Source organism: uncultured Pseudoflavonifractor sp. (genome assembly GCF_944387805.1).
Lineage (GTDB): Bacteria > Bacillota > Clostridia > Oscillospirales > Oscillospiraceae > Pseudoflavonifractor.
Genome location: NZ_CALXGI010000023.1, coordinates 7,199 through 25,338, shown reverse-complemented (window position 1 = coordinate 25,338; position 18,140 = coordinate 7,199). Strand labels below are relative to the sequence as shown.

Below are 18,140 nucleotides of genomic sequence, written 5' to 3'. Positions count from 1 at the left end.
CCGGAACTCCTGCATTTTCACAGGAATTCCGGGTGTTTTTATCTCCAGGCGCAGGTCAACCGGCCGGTTTCAGAGCGAGCAAACGGATATAAGCAGGGCAGAAATTTACCAGGGCGTCAGCTCCAGGTACAGGTTCTTATACTGCCGCGCCGAGTTCTCCCAGGAGACATCCTTGGCCATATCCCGCTGGACGACCTCGTCCCAGTGGTAGCGGTTTGTAAAGTAAAGGGTCTTGGCCCGATTGATGGCGTCCAGCAGCAGTCCCGCCTCATAGCGGTCAAAGGTAAAGCCGTTTCCGTCGCCGGTATACTCATTATAGGGCTCCACGGTGTCCTTCAGGCCGCCGGTCTCCCGGACAATGGGGATGGTGCCGTAGTGCATGGCGTTGAGCTGGGTGAGGCCGCAGGGCTCAAAGCGGGAGGGCACCAGCAGCGCGTCTGCGCCGGCGTAAATGCGGTGGGCCCTCGCCTCATCGTACTGGATGCACGCGCTGAAGGTACCGCGATAGGTATTCTCATAGTAGCGGAAGGTATCCTCATACTGCTTGTCGCCAGTGCCCAGCACCACCACCTGGGTGTTGCCGTCCAGCACCTGGGCAATAATGGCGCTGACCAGATCCAGGCCCTTCTGGTTGGTCAGGCGGGAGATCAGGCCGATGACAAACTTACCCTCGTCCTGCTCCAGGCCCAGCTCCCGCTGAAGTGCCAGCTTGTTCTCCATCTTGTGGTCCAGCACGTTGCCCAGACCGTAGTTGACCGCCAGGGCAGGGTCGGTCTCAGGGTTCCACATGCCGTAGTCAATGCCGTTGACAATGCCTCTGAGCTTGCCGCTGTGGTAGCGCAGATGATCCTCCAGGCGCTCGCCGTACTCGGCCGTCTGGATCTCATGGGCATAGGTGCCGCTGACGGTGGTGATGCGGTCGGCGTAGGCCAGGCCGCCCTTGAGCATGTTGGCGTTCACCCAGTCCTGCTGCAGCGCTCCCATGTTGAACACCTCATTGGGCAGGCCGGACCAGTATTGGATGGTGGGGATGTTGTAGATACCCTGAAAGCGGAGATTGTGGATGGTGAGGATGGAACGGGCCCGGCCCACAGGCGTGTCCTTGAACAGCGTGCGCAGATATACCGGCACAAGACCCGCCTGCCAGTCGTGGCAATGGATGATGTCGGGAATCCAGTTCATGTAATTCAGCGCGGCCAGTGCGGCCTTGCTGAAGAAACAGTATCTGGGAATGTCATCTACAAGATTGAGATACGGATTACCCGCAGAGAAGAACTCCTGATTGTCAATAAAATCGTACACCACGCCGTCCCAGACGTACTCCATAATGCCCACATAATAATTGCGGTTGGTCAGGCCCATATCCATATAAAACTCGCCCCGGTAGATCATCTTGTCCTGGTACTCCTGGGGGATGCAGGCGTAACGGGGCAGGATTACACGGACATCGCAGTTCAGCCGGACCAACTCCCGGGGCAGCGCGTACATGACATCGCCCAGGCCGCCCGTCTTAACAAACGGATGGCACTCCGAACCAATAAATGCCACACTCCGGCGGGGCAAATTGGATATCTCGTACACAGGTGCAGCCTCCTCTACAACAGGAATTGTCTCCTCCACGACAGAAACGGCTTCTCTCTCAGCAGGAGCCGCTTCTTCCGGGGCGGACGTGACTTTTTTTTCGGTGGCCGCCGTTTTCTTTGCCACAATTTCCTTCTTTTCCGCGGCGGGCGCAGTCTCCTCCTGGGTGGGGTCCGTCTTTTTTATCGCAGGCGCCCTCTTGGAGACAGGCTTCTTTGCCTCCGCGGCAGGCACGCTCTCAGCAGGCGTCGTTTCCTTGGCCCCAGTTTTTTTCTCCTGTGCGGCAGGCGCCGACTCAGTGGACGCCGCCGCTTTGGTCTTGGGCTTCTTCGCCTCCGCGGCGGGAACGGTCTGTACTTCAACGGACTTCTCTTCCACAGCCGCCGCAGCCGGAGCTTCTGTCCTCTTTACAGCTGCTTCCTTTTTCGCGGGATTCGCCTTTTTTCGTGCCATAATGGACCTTCCTTTCACATTTTAATGCTCATTGGGGTCTCAGGCTGCCTCCAATGGATGTGGACGTAATGCATATTCCGGGGGTTGGACATCCTTCTCCGTAATGGGCATGTCCCCAGGCTCATGCGATATTTTTAGTATACCAGTCCGGAAGGCAGAAGTCCACCGGACTTTCTGTCATTTTTGCCCATTTTCTAGAAATTTCATTTTATATAAGACTTTTATGAACTGAGATGTATATCGCAAAACGGGACAACCGCCATGCAGGAGTGTTTCTGCATGGCGGTTGTCCCGCTGCCTGTTCTCTTTAGGTGTGCTGCTGCATGTGCTGGACAGCGCGCTGGAAAATGGCCGCGGCCTCCACCCGGGCCGCCGAGCCCGACGGGTCAAGCGCGTTCTCTCCCCGGCCGTTGATAATGCCGGCACCCACAGCCCATGTCATAGCGGAGCGGGCCCAGTGGGAGACGCTGGCGCTGTCCGTGTAGGCTGCCAGTTCCGCAGCTTCTGCCTCCTGAGCTTCACCGCCCCGATAGCCGGTGTAACGGAAGAGAATGGCCGCCAGCTGCTCCCGCGTGACCGGGTCCTCAGGGCCAAACCGGCCCTCGCCATAGCCGTTCATCACGCCGCTGGTCTGAGCCCAGCTGACCGCCCGGGCGTAGTAGGCATCCTGGGCCACATCCATAAATGCCGTCTGGGAAGGCTCTGTCTCCGGCTCTCCCTCCAGACGGTAGAGCATGGCGGCGATCATCCCTCGGGTGACCGTTTCCATCGGATGGAATGCTCCGCCGTTCCCCTCCATAATACCGGCAGCACAGACATATCCCACCGCGCCATAGAACCAGTCCTCCGCAGACACATCGGAGAAGGGGTTGGCCCAGGACTCACTGGTGAGAACGATAAGCCCCGTCATGTTGGTCTCCGCCGTCAGGCTGCCCGTCAGGGGGTCCCAGCTGGTATTCAGGGGCATCAGGGTACCATTTTTCTCCAACAGGGCCATGCCCGGCACTGCCGGGGATGTATCCTCGGGCATCCAGGACAGGGTCAGGACAGCGGGAGCGGGCAGAGTCTCCAGATCACTGTCTCCGGCCGAGACGGCAAAGGTATACACCGCCCGCCCTGCTGCCGCGGTCTGCCGGGCAGCGTTCAGATTCTCCGCCGGGCAGAGCGCCACCGTCAGAGCCTCCTTCCCGGCGGTCTCAGCCAGGCTGGCCAACAGTTCCGGGGGAAGTATGGCGCTCCCCGACGGCAGGCGGAGGACCACGCCCTTGGTGAGGGCCGCCGCGTCCGTGCCGTTTAGAGAGATCGCCTCTGCGCCCTCCACACCGGACAGATCCAGGAGCGCCTCTCCTGCAGCCAGCTTGTCCAGCTGTCCTTCATCAAAGGCGAGTGTTGCCGTGCCGTCGGTCAGAGCATAGCGGAAGGCGCCGTCCTGAGACTCAAGCAGCTCAAGCTCGGGCTGCTCTGTCTGAGCAGTTTCCCCTCCCCCGCCTCCACCGGTGCTTCCGCCTCCTCCGCCGGTACCGCCGCCTGTCCCCGGGTCAGGGGACACAGGGGTCGTGTCGGCAATGGTGACGGTCAGCTCCGCCTGCTTCGCCGCCTCGGTGCGTCCGTTGTCAAAAGCAAAGGTTAGGATATGCTCCCCTTTACCCAGCCTGCTCAGAAGCGCGTGAGTGAGCGTAATGGAATTGCCTTCCAGTGTATAATCCGTTCCGGCGGCCAGAAGCGCCTCCCCCGCCGCCGCCCCGGTGATCCGGTTTCCATACAGGTTCAGCCCCACAGCCACGCCGTCAGTCTGGGCATACAGGTCGTAGGAGACGGCGGACTGGGCCAGCCTGGCGTCACTCACCGGCAGAGCGGCCACGGTCACGCTTACCGTTACATCGCCGCTCTTTCCCTCGCTGTTAATGCTGTGGAGGGCAAAGGTTACTGTCTGCCCGGCGGCCTCCACAGTGGGCGTATAGGTCAGCGTGCTGTTTGTCAGCTCCGCTGTACCCAGCTCAGGAGCTGCGGAGAGTGCATAAGTCTCGGCATTGGTGAACCAGCCCGACACGTCCGCTGTATAGGGCAGAGCTGCAGTCAGGCCGTCCAGGGAGACCGGGGTGGCGGAACCATTCTGGCTCTCCTGACCCTCGACCACTGCCGGAGGCTCAGGCACAGGTGTTGTCTGCTCCGACCATCCCGCGTAGAGGACCACAGCCCCCACGCTGCCTGCCGGGATAGCGGTCACCGGGTCGCCGGCGCAGTCCTCTGTCAGGTACCAGCCGGTGAAGTCGAACCCTTCCCGGGTTGGGGTGGGCAGGACCACCTGGTCCCCCTGACCAATCCGGTAAACCTTTGACCAGGCCCCTTCGGCGGGCAGCTCTCCTTCGCCGCAGTCATAGGTAATCGTCTGGTCAGCCGTCAGCACCTGCACAAAGGCCGCCGCGGAGAGAGAACCCCAGCCGTAGCTGGTGTCGTACCCCGCCTGGCCGCCGTCTGTCACGCTGGCCTTCAGCAGGGTGCGGAATGCCTCATTGTCAATGGCCTTGTCCGCCTGCTTGGCCAGAGCAGCCATGGCGGATACCATGGGAGTGGCCATGGAGGTGCCGGTATCTGAACGGTAGCTGCTTTCCGCTGTATAGCCGATGTTGTAGACGCTCACCGCCGGGGCGGTGAGAAACACGCTGTCGTTTCTCTGGGTATCGGCATACAGTGTGCCGTTTTCCCCCACGCCGCCCACGCCGGTGACGCAGTCAAAGGCGGCGGGATAGCGGTAGATGCTGTTGCCGTCATTACCCGCAGCGGCCACCAGAATGATGCCCTTGGCCGCCGCCTCTTCCAGCACAGGCTCCAGGATGGCCAGGCTGTCGGTATTGGTGCCTCCAAAGCTCATGTTAATGACGTCCACCTTCTGGTCGACGGCGTACTCGATGGCGCTGAGGATGGTGGAGACGCTGCCGCTGCCTGTGAGTCCGCTGTTTTCCGCGGCAAAGCAGCGCAGCACCAGCAGCTCTGCCCCATCGGCCAGCCCTGCCACCCCCACGCCGTTGTCCGTCTGGGCGGTCAGGATTCCTGACACCAGGCTGCCGTGGCCGGTGGTGTCAGTCCAATCGGCGATATCCACGCTGCCGGCATTGCCCAGAAAGTTATGGCCTGTGATATTGTCGTAATTCAGGTCCTCATGGTTCTGCACCAGGCCGGAGTCAATGACCGCTACGGTGACGCCGCTGCCGTCCAGGCCGGAGGCCCACACCTCATCCATTCCCAGTTCATTCAGATACCACTGCTGCTCCGCCCCCGGGTCATTGGGTGAAACGCTCTCCCCCGCTCCCCCGACGGGCTCTGTCCCGGCATTTCCATCGGTCAGCAGCTCCAGCTCTGCGTTGGGCACAGCAGTCTCCACCAGGCCTGCGTCAAGAAAAGGCTGCAGCTCCTCCAGGCTGTCCGCCGTATAGTACCCCTGGGCGTAGAGTACCGGCCGCACTCCCTCCGCCGCACGCAGCGGCATGATGGCGGTCTCTTTCATGCGGAACACATACCCGTTCTGTTCCCCTGTCTCCTCCAGGGCGGATGCCGCCGGGAGCCACAGGGTCAGACTCAGGGCAGCAGTCAGGGTAAGGGCCAGCATACGGCATATTTTCATGGATATCGCTCCTTCCCGGAAGATGCCTCTGGCGGGAAGCGCCGCCGGGGCGCCTCCCGCCAAAGGGAATATGGTCAGATATTGGTCAGAATGGTGGTAATGAGCCGCTGGAACACCGCGGCTACCTCCGCGCGGGAGGCATTGTTCTTGGGCAGGAAGGCACCCGTGTCCGAGCCCTCCACAATGCCCAGCTGACGGAATCGCTCAACAGCTGCCTTGGCCCAGTCGCTGACCTGATCCTCGTCGGTAAAGGCCGCCGGATTGGCCAGCTCAGGCAGTTCAATGCCGTCGCTGTCCAGATAACGGGCCAGCATGGTGCACAGCTGCTCCCGGGTAATGGGGTCTTCGGGGGCGAACCGGTCGCCGCCCACGCCCTGTACCACGCCGGTCGCCGCCGCCCAGGCCACGTAGGGGCCATACCAGGCGTCAGGATCCACGTCGGAGAAGGCGTTTTCGCCGCTGTAATCCGCCGGGTCAATGCCAGCCAGGCGGCCCAGCACCGTCACCAGCATGGAGCGGGTCATCGTGCCGTTGGGGTCAAACCTGCCGTCGCCCACGCCCTGAAACAGGCCCCGGGCGGCTGCAAAAGTAACAGCCTCCTCGCCCCAGAAGTCCTCGGGCACATCGGAGAAGGCCTCGTCCGCCGCCGCAATGGCATACGCGCCCGCTTCTGCAGCCAGGTAGTAGACCTTGCCGGGGGTCACCAGGCTCCAGGCCACCGGGTGGGTCACCCCGCTCCCGTCGGTATACTGCACCAGATATTCGCCGTCCTGGGGCAGGTCAGGGAATGGCATCAGCATGGCCATAAGGTCGTCGCCCTCGCTGAGGGTTCCGACGGGGATCAGAGCCTCCATCTTGTTGCTGTACGCCAGGATGTCCATGGTGGCGTTGTCCTGAATCAGCTGCTTCTCCGCCGCATCGCTCAGTTCCTTTTTGTAGCTCAGGAAGTGGACCTTTACCAGGTTGTTCTCCCGGTCATAGCGCAGGTCGCTGACCTGGATCAAGGGAGACACATAGCTGTTCTCCGCCTCTACCTCAATGAGCATGGTGGCGGCATTGTCCCACAGGCTGTCGTCTGCCGTATAGGCAGCTTCAGATTTGGACTCCAGCTCGGTCTTTTTGGTCGTATAAGCATTCTCAGCGGTGGTCAGGGCCGTATCGGCGGCGGTTTTCTCCTCCTCCGCCTCGGCCTCGGCCTGCTGACGGGTAAAGTCAGCGACCGCCCCGTCATAGGCCTCCTTTTCGGCGCCGTCCTCGTAGCTGGCGTCGGCCCAGGCCTTCAGCAGGGTCTGAATATTGCTGTCGCTGTTAATCAGGGCCAGGTATTGGTTCCAGGCATCATTCTTTTCTTCCTCAGAGGCAATCTGCCAGACCTGGAGGGCCTCGTTGATCCGCTGAGCCTTCGCAGCCGCAGCGTTGTTCAGTCCGCTCTCAGTCAGACCGGCTTCCGCCGCCTCCACCCGGGCCCGGGCCGCCAGGTAAGTCTGGTAGAGTTCAATCAGCGTCTGCATCTCAGCGGCGGTCACGCCCTCCATGGCGCGGACCGCAACCTGATACCAGCCGGAGTGCAGGCCAGAGAATATGCTGGTGGACAGGGATCCAGCGGCCAGATCGGAGGTCTGCCAGACCGGAGTGGTCCAGCCGTCCTCTGCCGGGTAGAGCTCAGGGTCCAGCGCTTCGGTCAGCTTGCGCACGTCCATGAGCTCCGGCTCCTCTTTCCCTTCCGGAATCTCCACAGGCCGGACAATAAACTGATAGGTGCCATAGTTCAGGCGGCCGTACTTGGCCTCTACAGTGATGCTGCCGTCCCTGCCGCCGTTGTGTTCCGGCTCACTCTCAGCGGCCATAACAATGGCCTCGTCGTTCACCGTCAGGGTGCGCTGAATGGTCACATTCTCGTTCCGCTTGTCGTTGGCGTCCCGGATGAGCAGGATGTAGTCGCCGGGCTCCAGGCTTTCAAAGCTGTTGCTGCCGGTGAGCTCGGTCCAGCTGCTGTCGTTGTCTTCCGCCATAGCTTCGGCTTCCCATGCCTCCCAAGCCGCTTTCTCGCGCTCTTCCAGGGCGGCGTTCAGCTCATCCTCCGGCATGACGGCGTTGGGGTCGTCAGGCTCGGCATCCGGATTCTGCTCGAAGTAATCCTTCGCATAGGCGTCCAGCAGCTCCTGCCGCACAGCCTCGGCGTCAAAAATGTCCTCCGCCGGGGTTAGCAGTGCTTCATAGCTGCCGGCGTACCCGTTGCTGGCGGGGGTGCTCTTTTCAGCATCGTAGATGCCGCCGGTGAAGCCGGTGGAGTCCACGGTGATGACGCCGTTGTTCCGCTCCTGGTTCCATGCATGAACCACGGTGACAGCGTTCTCGCCCGCCTGGATGGGCAGCCCGTCCACTGTGATGTTATGAGTGGCCGTGTGTCCTGCCGCGTCCGTGCCGGTGAGGGCGTAGCTGCCGCCGTACTTGATTTCCAGGCTGCCGCCCACGCCGGTGCGGCCAATCATCTCATTGGTGAATACGTTATACCCATTGATGGCCGCCGCAGTGATGGGGGACAGCGTCGGGTCGCCCTTGGTGATGCTCCAGGATAGAGAGACCGTCCCGTCGAGCGCAGTCGTTGTGTTCAGAGACGCCGTGGGCAGATCGTTGTCCACCCTGGTCATTTCCAGTATCACCTGGCTCCAGCTGCCATCCGCAGCCGTAGCCTTCACCAGATAGAAGCCGTTGGCTTTGGCGTCAAAGGCGTCCGCAGTTCCCTCATTGGGCAGCAGTGTGGCGGTCTCCAGTTCCGTAGTGCCTTCATCTGTCTTTCGGATGGTAATGCGCTGGGCGCTGAAGGTCACGCCGGCTGTGGCGGAGCTGGCCTTGGCCACCACAGTGTCGTCATCGGTCACATAGTCGCTGGTGCCCATGGGGGTCTGGCTGTTGTTCTTGTAGAAGTCTGCACTCACGTCGGGCGCGGTGCTGACGGTACCGCTGGTCACGGTGGTGTTGAACCAGTCTACCGTGATGGTCTGGGTGGTGCGGTTGGATGCAGTGTCCATGGCCTCGACCTTCAGCGTGCCGTTTTCCGAGACGGTCACGTCGGCCTCCCAGTAGTTGTCGCCGCGCTCGCTGATGGTGGGCGTCACGCCGTTCACCGTCAGGGTGGCCAGGCCGTTGTCGTCCAGAACATAGAGCTTCAGCTTCACATTCCCGCTGCCCGTTTCCAGAGACGCGGTATCAGGGAAGCTGCGGTTCCAGTAGATGTGAGGCGAGGTGGCGTCGGAAGAGGGCACGGGAGGCTTATTGCCCACAAAGTGCTCCACAATCGTGTCAAAGTCGGCGGTGGGGTTGGAGTCGCCGTTGTCCAGTACGGTGACGGTCACCGTGTGTGTCTGCCCCAGGTCGCCAAAGTGGACAGCAGCCTTTTCGCTGCCGCCTGCACAGGTGATTTCCACAGCCCGGAAGCCTGGGTAGGTGCTGCTCACCCGGATTTTGCCGTTGAAGCTGAAGTCGATGGACTCAGCCACTGTGTCAAAGGTGAAGTAGGCGCCCACCTTGCCGTTGGCCAGGTTGGACAGATAGGGCCGGGTGGCGCCGCTGCCGGTGCCCCAGGTCGTAATGTCGCCGTTGAAGCTCCAGTCCTGGGTGCCCGCCGCAGCGGTCTCGTCGTACTCGGTACTGTCGGCATTGTAGAAGGTGAACAGTCCGTTGTCCCGGAAGACATTGATGCCCTCGCCTGCCGCGGTGACCTCATAGGCAATGGAGTGGATGGTATTGGTGGCCTGGTCCTTGATTTCCAGGACGCCGGTGCCCTCCCGGGAGGGGGTCACCACCAGCACGCCCTGGGTGTTTCCTGTGCCGGAATTGGCAGTCTGCTGGTAGTAGAGCACGCCCAGGTTCTTGGCGCCGCCCTGGGTGTCAGGCACCTCGGTCACCTGGATGGTCGGGTCCTTGCCGGTGCTGGTGGCGATGGATACGGGCAGGCGCATGGTGTTGCCCATGGCCAGAGTGATCTTGTCGGCGGTGTCAAAGTATGTCTTGTGCTCCACTGCGGTAAGCCAGGTGTTGTTGCCGGTGTTGTACTCGCCGTGGTCGGCGGTGATAAGACCGTCGGCTCCATAGGTCATGCTGGTATCAGCACTGGAGAAGATCTCCACCCGCAGGCTGAGGCTGCCAGTCTCGGCGCCCTGGTAGACCGACGGCGGCACGGTAATGGTGCCGGACACTGTGCGTCCCTTGTTTGTGTCGATGTTGCTGCCGTCCTCGGTGTTGCTCAGACGCAGGATGCCGTTTTGGGCATCGGGATTGTCCGCCAGGGTCTCCAGCTCCTCCTGCTTGGAGACGGTCAGCGTATTGTTGGTGATGTCCAGGGGGGTGTAGACGGGGTTGTTGTTCTCGTCCCGGCCGCTCTCATAACTGAACTGGACGTACACGTCCTCCGCGGTCTTGCTTCCCCGGTTGCCCACCTGGAAGTTCACGTCCAGGACGGTATTGCCGCCGGCGTCCACGCTGGCGGAGGAGATACTCAGATGCTCAAATCCCAGCTCCGGCTTTTCTTCCACAGTCAGGACCGGGTCAGTACTGCCGCTGAAGGCATCAGTCGTATAGTCCGCGTCCTCGGAGACGGTGAAGTAGAAGGTGCTGCCCTTGGGCAGGTCCTGGGTCAGGGCGTCGCAGGTGCCCGCCAGCTTGACGGTCTGGCCGGCGGTGATGTTCTCCGTAATCTCCCAGGTGGCCAGGGCGACCGGGTCTGCGCTTTCACTGGTCTTGAGCATCAGCTTCACGGTGATGGGGTTGGCCTCGCTGCCCCGGATACCCACGTCACCGATGTTCTGGAAGGAACCGATGGCCTCCAGCCGGCTGCCTGCGGTGAAGTCATACTCACCGAAGGTCAGGGTTGCGTTGCCCAGCTCCTGCTGGCCCACGCCGTAGCTGATGGCGTAGATACCGGTACCCGGTTTCTTGGTCTGCGTGCCGTCGGCATACGCCTTCTGAGCCTCCTCGTCGCTCTGGGGGATAAGGACGGTCTGCTGCTGGTTGTTTTCGTCGGTATAGGTGTACTCCTTGAGGTAGGTGGTGACGCCGCTGGTGAGCACCAGCAGGGTATCCTGGCTCTGGGCGCCATCCTCATTGGCCTGGACGGTCTGCTCACCGTCGCTGGTTGTGGTACCTGTGTCGGTCTTTTTCTGGCCCAGGGCAATCTGCAGGTCGGAGAAGACGAACTGGTCCATACCGCCGCCCTGATAGCCGTCCAGCTGGCCCAGATAGGCCTGCTCGGTCTCCGAGGCACTCCAGTCGCTGGCCGCCGCGTCCTCGTACACCTGCATGTAGTTCATGGCCAGCATGGTGCCCGCGCCCCAGGTCTGAGACTTGGGGTCCCACTTGGCCAGGTACAGGGCGTTGTTGGTGGTACCGTTTACATTGGCGGTATAGACGGCGGAGATATTGCCAGCGCCGTCAGCGCCGATGGTGACCTGGGACCGGCCGGTGGTGTTGGAGGTGACCTCATTCCCGTCGGCGCCCGTCTGCTTCTCCGGCTGGAAGAAGGGGATGATGGAGCCGGTATGAGTCTCTCCGGCGATGCTCTCCAGGTCGGCCTGGGGGATGACATAGGTGGAGCCGTTCATCTCAAAGAGCAGGAACTCCTGGGTGTCGTCGGCCAGAGTGACCACATCAAACTTCTCGTCCGTGCCGGTCAGGCCGCCCAGCTTGCCGTTGAGGAACTGGAGGTCGGAGAAGTAGGGGTCCTGGTAGGCGGTAAGGGAACCTCCCTGATAGACACCATCTGTGACGGTATTCCGGTCATAATCCACCAGGGTGCGCAGCAGCAGGGCTTCGCCCCAGGTGGGGTCACCGTCAGCGGTCAGAGTCTGGAGGTAGAGCCGCCTGGTGGTGAGAAGGTCAGTGGCATCGCCGACCGTTGTGGTGGTGTTGCCGTCAGCATTGATATAGGTCTGCTGGCTGGTGGTGTAGACCACGTAGTAGGTGCCGTTGATCTCAGTGATCTCCATGTTGTCCAGAATTTCACCGGACTGTGTGGCAGGTACTGTTGTTACTTCCTGTCCATTCACCACGGCGTGGAGCTCCGTGCGCTCGCCGTAGGCGTCCCACAGGCCCTTCTGATAGGTCAGACGGTATTCCCGGATGGACGCGGCGCCGCTGCCCATGGTGTCGGGGTAGAAGCTTTCGAGATAGGCCTTGTAATCCTTCTCCAGGCTTGTGGTATCAGTGTAGTGCTGAGCCTGGGCATAGATGATCACGCTGCCGTCATCGCTGCCGCCGGGGAGGTACACGTGGCTGCCCTTGGTGTTGACGGCCGCTGCGTCCGCAATGTCCGCCGGGCTGCCAGTTTTAAAGCTGGCGGTCTTGACCACAGTGTTCTTGGCCGCCGCGTTAGCAACCGCCTGGTTGGCCGCGTTCTCGTCGGCCACGGACTTGAAGTAGTCGTACCACCTCTTATACTCCGCGTGCTGGACGTCATAGGCAGCCTTGTCGTCCAGATACTTTTCGTACGCCGCCTTCTTGGCGTCATATTCGCCTTTTTCGGTGGTGTAGGCGCTCTGCGCCGCGTCATAAGCCGCCTTGGCATTGGCATAGGAGATATAGTTGTTGTTATAGTAGTAGCCCGTATCCGTCGTATCCTGGGTATAGTTTTTCTTTACGGTATCCTCCAGGCCATCGTATTCTGCCTTGGTCACAAAATAATCCGCCTGCACGGGGGCCACAGGGGCTGCACCGGGGTCCTCCACCGCCATGGGTTCCGTTTTTACAAAGTCCTCATAGACCTGCTGGTAATTGCTCTGGTCCATGCCGCCGGGGGCATCGCCCTCCGGCTTGTCCAGCGCGGCGGGAACCTCTTCTGTCTCCGTGGCGTAGCTCACCCAGGCAATGCGGAGGGTATCGCCGTCCGCCCAGCCGGTGAACTCCAGGTCGCCGGTCTTGTCATCGTCCACGATGATGTAGGGCGTGGGATCGTCCTCATCCACCGGGTTCACCAGTCCGTAGCTGTCCTTGCCGCCCGCGCTGGTCAGCTTGATACGGGAGAGCACCAGCATGGAGTTGTCCACGGGGTGCGCCGCATCGGAGCGGCTGACGGTGTAGAGCAGGTAGTTTTCCTCACCCACGGTGACCACCCTGTACTCATACCCGGAGGCCAGACCGTCGGCCAGCTTGAAGGCGTCGCCCGAGCTGTTGTAGCCGGAGAGCTGGAAGGGGACTGCCTTGTCACTGGGGTCATAGGCCAGGGGATCCAGGTCGCTGCCCGCACTGGGGGAATAGATGGTCTGGGTGCCGGCGGAGGAGCCGGGCAAGCTGACCTTCACACCGGTGCTTCCTCCGTCCTCGGACAGCGTCTTCAAGTCGCCTTCTCCACCGTAGGCGCCGTTCAGGGCCGACCAGGTGTAGGTCCATCTGGGATCTCCCTCGTAGTCATAGTTGATGTAGATGCCGATGAGCTCCAGCTCGTAGCTGAACATGAGCAGCTGCACATTGATGCCGATAGCCGCGCCGAAGTCAAAGGTCTTGAGCCGGAAATCCTCACGGGTACCATTACCGGTGGGGTTTGCAAAGGCCATGGTGCACCCGATGCTGAGCTTGAAGTAAATCTCAGCCTTCAGAATCTCGATACCCACGCCCGCGCCCACCTGGACGTAGAGCTCCGGCGCAACCTCGAAGCCGCTGATGCTGGTCTTGTTCTGGGAGGTCTCCACCGCCATGGCCTCGTACAGCCTGGTGTCCTCCAGGGCGGTGAGCCTGAGATAGACATCCTGTCCCATGGTGGCGCTGCTGGTCTGCTTGAGCACCACCAGCACGTCGTCGTCGCCGGTGGAGGACAGATAGCCCTTCCGGAAGCCGGACAGCTCCTGGGTGCAGCCGGCGTCCGTATAGACCTCCAGCAGCACCTTGCCGTCAAAGTCCAGGTTGAGGGCCTTGTACTGCGTCTGGCTCAGCACCACAGCGTCTCCCTTGGTCAGGTTCACATATCCTCGGTTGCTCTCCGGGTCCACCATGGTTGTGGTTACCAGATTGCTGCCCGTCTCCACCGTCTCCCGCTCCACATCCACGCTCGCGCTGAACTCAATGTCCAGATGGACGGTGATATAGAGGTAGATGATGGGGCAGGAGGTGAACCGGGCCTTGTAGGTGAAGGCCAGCTCCACGCCCACCGCCATGGCGAACTGGCTGAACTCATAGTGGTTGGTCACCGGGTCGTACTTGAACATGAAGGCCGCGGATATGGAGAACTCCGCCTTGAACTCCTTGGCGGTCACGCCCTCACCCTGTCCCATCTTCTGGTTGTACCAGTTCTGCTTGTCCTTGGTAGCCTTGTAGCTGTCGTCCACTTCCTGGGCCATGGCCCTGGGGCTGCGCATCCACTTGAATATGTTGGCAATGGTCTCGCCCGAGCTCTTGATGGCCTCGCCCGGGTTGGTCCCGTAGTTGCTGCCGCCGCCGCCGGCGCCACCGGCGCCGGCGTCACCGTTGGAGTTCCAGCCGCCCATGGGAATGCCGATGGTAAAGCCCACCGTGTCGCCGTCCATGACGATACCGGCAAAGTCGGTGACGCCGAGCTCCGTGGAGGGCAGGTCCAGGGCGAAGTCCTGGTTGAGCTCGGGGTAGGGGAAGTCCACACCTTCCATATGGTTCATGTCCACGCCGGCCTGGGTCGCCGCATTGCCGGAGCCCATCTCCTGGAGGTAGCGGGCGTCAGGGGTGATCTTGGAGTCCGTGGTGGTCACGCTCTCCGGGGCCAGGGTGCCTTCCGCGCTGCCCTCAGACTGGAGTACCACGTCACCGCCGCCGATGGTCACGCCGTTTGCCGCGGCGATCTCCTCGGTGGTGGCCTTCTGCTCCTGCACGGCCAGAGCCACGGTATTGTTGGCGGTGAGAGAGCCCAGATAGCCGTTGAGCTTGTCCGCTCCGCCCTCCTCCAGCACCACCTGGCCGTTCTCATAGCCCTTGATTTCCGCAATGGGGATATTGCGCCCCGCCAGGCTCTCTTCGATGATAATAGGCTCTGGATTTTCAAAGGGATAGAGCAGGTTGCCCTGGTAATTGGGGGTCCAGGTATAGGCTGTGCCGTCGTCGTTGAGCTTTGCGGGACTGATATCGCCGCCCAGAGGCACGTCCACCATGGAACGGGCACTGGCTTCGGGGCCGTACATCACATGGTTGTCCGAGGAGCGGAACAATTCCCCATCTGCGCCAATTTTGGTTTTGCCGCTGATGAGGTAACGGTAAGCCTTCTGCTCCTCGGTGAGCAGCTCGTAGCTGTTCCCTTCGGTGATGGTGCTGACAAAGGCAGGCAGCACCTGGGCCACAGCACTGGTGTCGGTACCCTCATCGGGAATCAGGCTGCGGGGGTTCATGGTGTAGTACACCTTCATGAAGTACTGGGCGTACTTGCCGTTCTCCAGCTTGACCGGCTGGAAGTAGAGCTCGTTGTAGCTCATGCCCGGGTCCAGGAAGCCCAGGCTGATATCTTCAGAGTTCTCATCCACGATGAAGTAGCCGGTTTCGGTATTGTAGTAGCCGTCAATCATGCCGTTGCCGCTCATGTCCAGGAAGAGCTCCACCTCGGAAATGGTGGCGGTCATGACACTGACGGCGCTGAGGTACGCAGAATCGTAATAGTAGAAGGTCATGTTGGAGGTGGCAAGGTCGGACACGCTGAGCCAGATTTTCTCGTTGCCGTTGTAGGTGCGGCCGTTGTAGACGATCTTGTCCTCCGCAGGCAGGTTGAAGTTGATCCACTGGACATTGGTCAGATCCGCCTTGGTGAGCACCGCGCTGCTCTGGTTAAAGCCGGAGCTGCTGGTCAGGGTGCCGGTCTTCTGCTCGTAGGTGATGGTGTCGCCGCTGGTCTGCTCGTCCGAGTAGCCGTAGGTGATGCCGCCGTTGGTGCTGGCCCAGAAGTCATTGACGGCGTCCGTGATTTTATTGGTGTCGATGTTTGCGGTGATGTTGCCGTTCTCATCGGTCAGCCGGGGCACGGAGGGGCTGATATCCAGCACCAGGTTCTGCTTACGGGTCATGACCACGTTGACGGTGTAGTCCCCGCTGTTGACCTGTTCGTCGGTCATACCGTTCCACAGCAGCTGAATGTAGTATGTATTGCCGCTGTTGGTGATGTTTGCAGGCACCACCTGGCCGTCTCTGGTCAGGTAGACGGCATAGCTGAGGCTGCTGTCCGAAGTAGCCGGGGTATAGCTGGCGGTGTTCTGGAGGGTCACCTGCAGGGTGGTGCCCACAAAGAGCTTGCCGTTGGACACGCCGCCCTGGCCGCTCTGGATGGTGATGACAGGCTTCATGGAGTCATAGACGCCGGAGCTCTCGGTGAGGGAGGCGGCTCCGTCCGGAGCGGTCTGAGTATTTCCGCTGCCCTCGCCGCTGTCGTTGGCGGTGTGGATCTGCAGATAGAAGTCCCCGCCGAAGGTGCGGCGTTCCAGTGTTCCGCTCTTCAGGTTGGCCTCGGCGTTGTTCTCGGAATCATGGGCGTCATGACGGCTGGTGCCCAGCTGGAGCCGGTTCACATTGTCCGCAATGGACCAGGAACTGTATATCCCGGTGGATTTGGTCCAGCTGATTGACGGGGTAAAATAGCTGCCGTTGTCTTTGACTCTGCTGTCCGTTCTGGCCCACTGGCTGCCGTCGGCGGTGAGCAGCTTGGCCCATGGATAGGTATACTCCATCCCGTACAAGGTCAGCGTCCAGCCGCTGGCCAGGGAACACGTCCAGTTGAAGTTGGCCGATATCCCGCAGTACAGCCGCGGATCAAAGGTCAGGGTGGCGGAGCCGGCTCCCTTGCTGCGGTAGGTCCAGATGCCGCCGTCATAGGACTGGCCGCCCTCCCAGCCGCTGGAGGGGATGTCCTCATACAGGTTCCAGCCGCCGTTGGAGAAGGTGAGCTTGTTGGGGTAGTTGTAGCTGAGGGTGGAGACGTCTCCATCCTCCCCGCCAATCCGGGCCGTCAGCACCTCGCCCTCGTTCTCCACCTGCTGGCCGGTGACCGCGCCGCCGCCCACGGGGGCCAGGGCGCTCTCCGCCTCCGTGACTGTGCCGGACAGGTCGGTAACGTCGCTCTGATAGAGGTAGGTGGCCAGGTTCTGCTCCCCGGTGCTCTCGCCGCTGTTGTACAGGGATACCACGGCCTCGGTACCCTCCAGGGTGCATAAGCCATCGCCGTCGCCCTTCAGGTTGGACAGCACCACCTGGAAGGTCCGCTCCTCCTCGGTAGCCACGCCGTCGTCAATGAGGGGCACCTCAATTACCTGTTGATTCCGGTCGGCATAGAACACCAGGGTGCCGCTGGTAGCAGCGTAATCCGTCCCCGCCACGGCGGTGCCGTCCACGGTGGCGTAGTCGATGGTGACCATGGTCTGGTTGCCGCCGGTGCGCACCACGGTCAGCTCCGCAGTGCCGGCGGCCTTGTCCGCCCGCACCTCGGTAACGGCAAAGCCCAGAGTGCTCGCCTCGGCCTTGTCGTTGTCCTCCACCCGGAGGGTAAGGGTGTTGGCGGTGTCGTACAGAGACGCGCCGTCGTTGTCCACAATGGTAAATGTTCCGAACTTCAGCGCCTCCGGCTCTTCATCCTCGGGCACAGTGATCCGGATCTCCTTCACCCACTCGCCATCGGCAAAGGTCATATTAAAGATATAGCCGGAATAAGGATCCTCCGCGTTCTCCGGAGTGATGCGGGTATAGGTGGGTTCCGTGTTCAGGTCCACCAGCAGGTCAAGTTCCCCGTCCTCCGCCGGGGCAGGCTCTTCCTCCGTTGCCACGGTGTAGGCCACGCCCAGATAGCTGTCAGAGCAGTACTCCTCACCGTCCACAGTGTATACGCAGCGGAAGTCGTAGCCCTCCAGCTCCTCCTGGGCCACCACAAAGTCCTTGTCCACGGCGCCGTCCACCAGCTCCCAGCTGCCGCCGTAGAGCACATACCACTGGTAGGATTCCGCCTCCACGTCAATAGACAGGATAACATCTGTCTCAGAAGGCGTGCTTACCACCTTCACCGGCTGCTCCGGCTGTCTGGGAGGCTCCGGCTGGCCGATGGGCTGGTTCTCCGCCCCGGGCAGCGGATTTTCCACCTCGATAATAATATCGTTGGAGCCGGCCGCCGTGCTGTACGAGGCGCTGCCGTCCTCCAGCCGGGTCAGGGCGGGCTCATAGGTGACATAGGCCACGGCCCGTCCCTGGGTGCCGCCCAGGCGGTAGACCTTGATGACGGCGGTATTGCCCCCCTCCTCCGCCACCATCTGGAAATCAGAAAAGGCGAAGGTGCCGTAGGGGAAGGCAGTCTCCCAGTCCTCCGTCACGGCCACCGTATTGCCGTCCTTGTCCACGATGGTCAGTTCCTCAGGCCGCTCCGCCAGATAGGCCAGGGCCTGCTGGGGCACCAGCCCCAGGGTCATAACCAGCACCAACAGCAGCGCCAGGCTCCGGTGAAGCATCTTTTTTGTGCTCATAGGCATTTCCTCCTCATACAAGCTTCCCGTCTTTTATTTTCCGT

4 protein-coding genes are annotated in these 18,140 nt (G+C 61.4%); 1 reads left to right on the top strand and 3 read right to left on the bottom strand.

All coding sequences use genetic code 11. From position 1 onward, the window contains the following. Positions 1-105: 105 nt before the first annotated feature. The gene (locus tag Q0K06_RS07615) at positions 106-1,581 is read right to left on the bottom strand and encodes a glycogen/starch synthase (RefSeq protein ID WP_365925083.1); all 1,476 of its coding nucleotides are present in this window, start codon (positions 1,579-1,581) and stop codon (positions 106-108) included. Between Q0K06_RS07615 and Q0K06_RS13930 the strand changes: the two genes are divergently transcribed. Beyond that, positions 1,565-2,059: a hypothetical protein gene (locus tag Q0K06_RS13930; protein WP_365925080.1), complete on the top strand. Its 495-nt coding sequence runs from the start codon at positions 1,565-1,567 to the stop codon at positions 2,057-2,059. The two genes, Q0K06_RS07615 and Q0K06_RS13930, sit on opposite strands and share 17 nt — an antisense overlap. Before the next feature lie 282 nt (positions 2,060-2,341). Here Q0K06_RS13930 and Q0K06_RS07610 read toward each other — a convergent pair whose 3' ends face one another. After that, positions 2,342-5,656, bottom strand: coding sequence for a S8 family serine peptidase (locus Q0K06_RS07610; protein ID WP_294550720.1), 3,315 nt, complete (start codon positions 5,654-5,656; stop codon positions 2,342-2,344). 74 nt (positions 5,657-5,730) lie between these two features. Continuing rightward, positions 5,731-18,096, bottom strand: a complete 12,366-nt coding sequence (locus Q0K06_RS07605) for an S-layer homology domain-containing protein (RefSeq protein ID WP_294550718.1) — start codon at positions 18,094-18,096, stop codon at positions 5,731-5,733. Positions 18,097-18,140 lie beyond the last annotated feature (44 nt).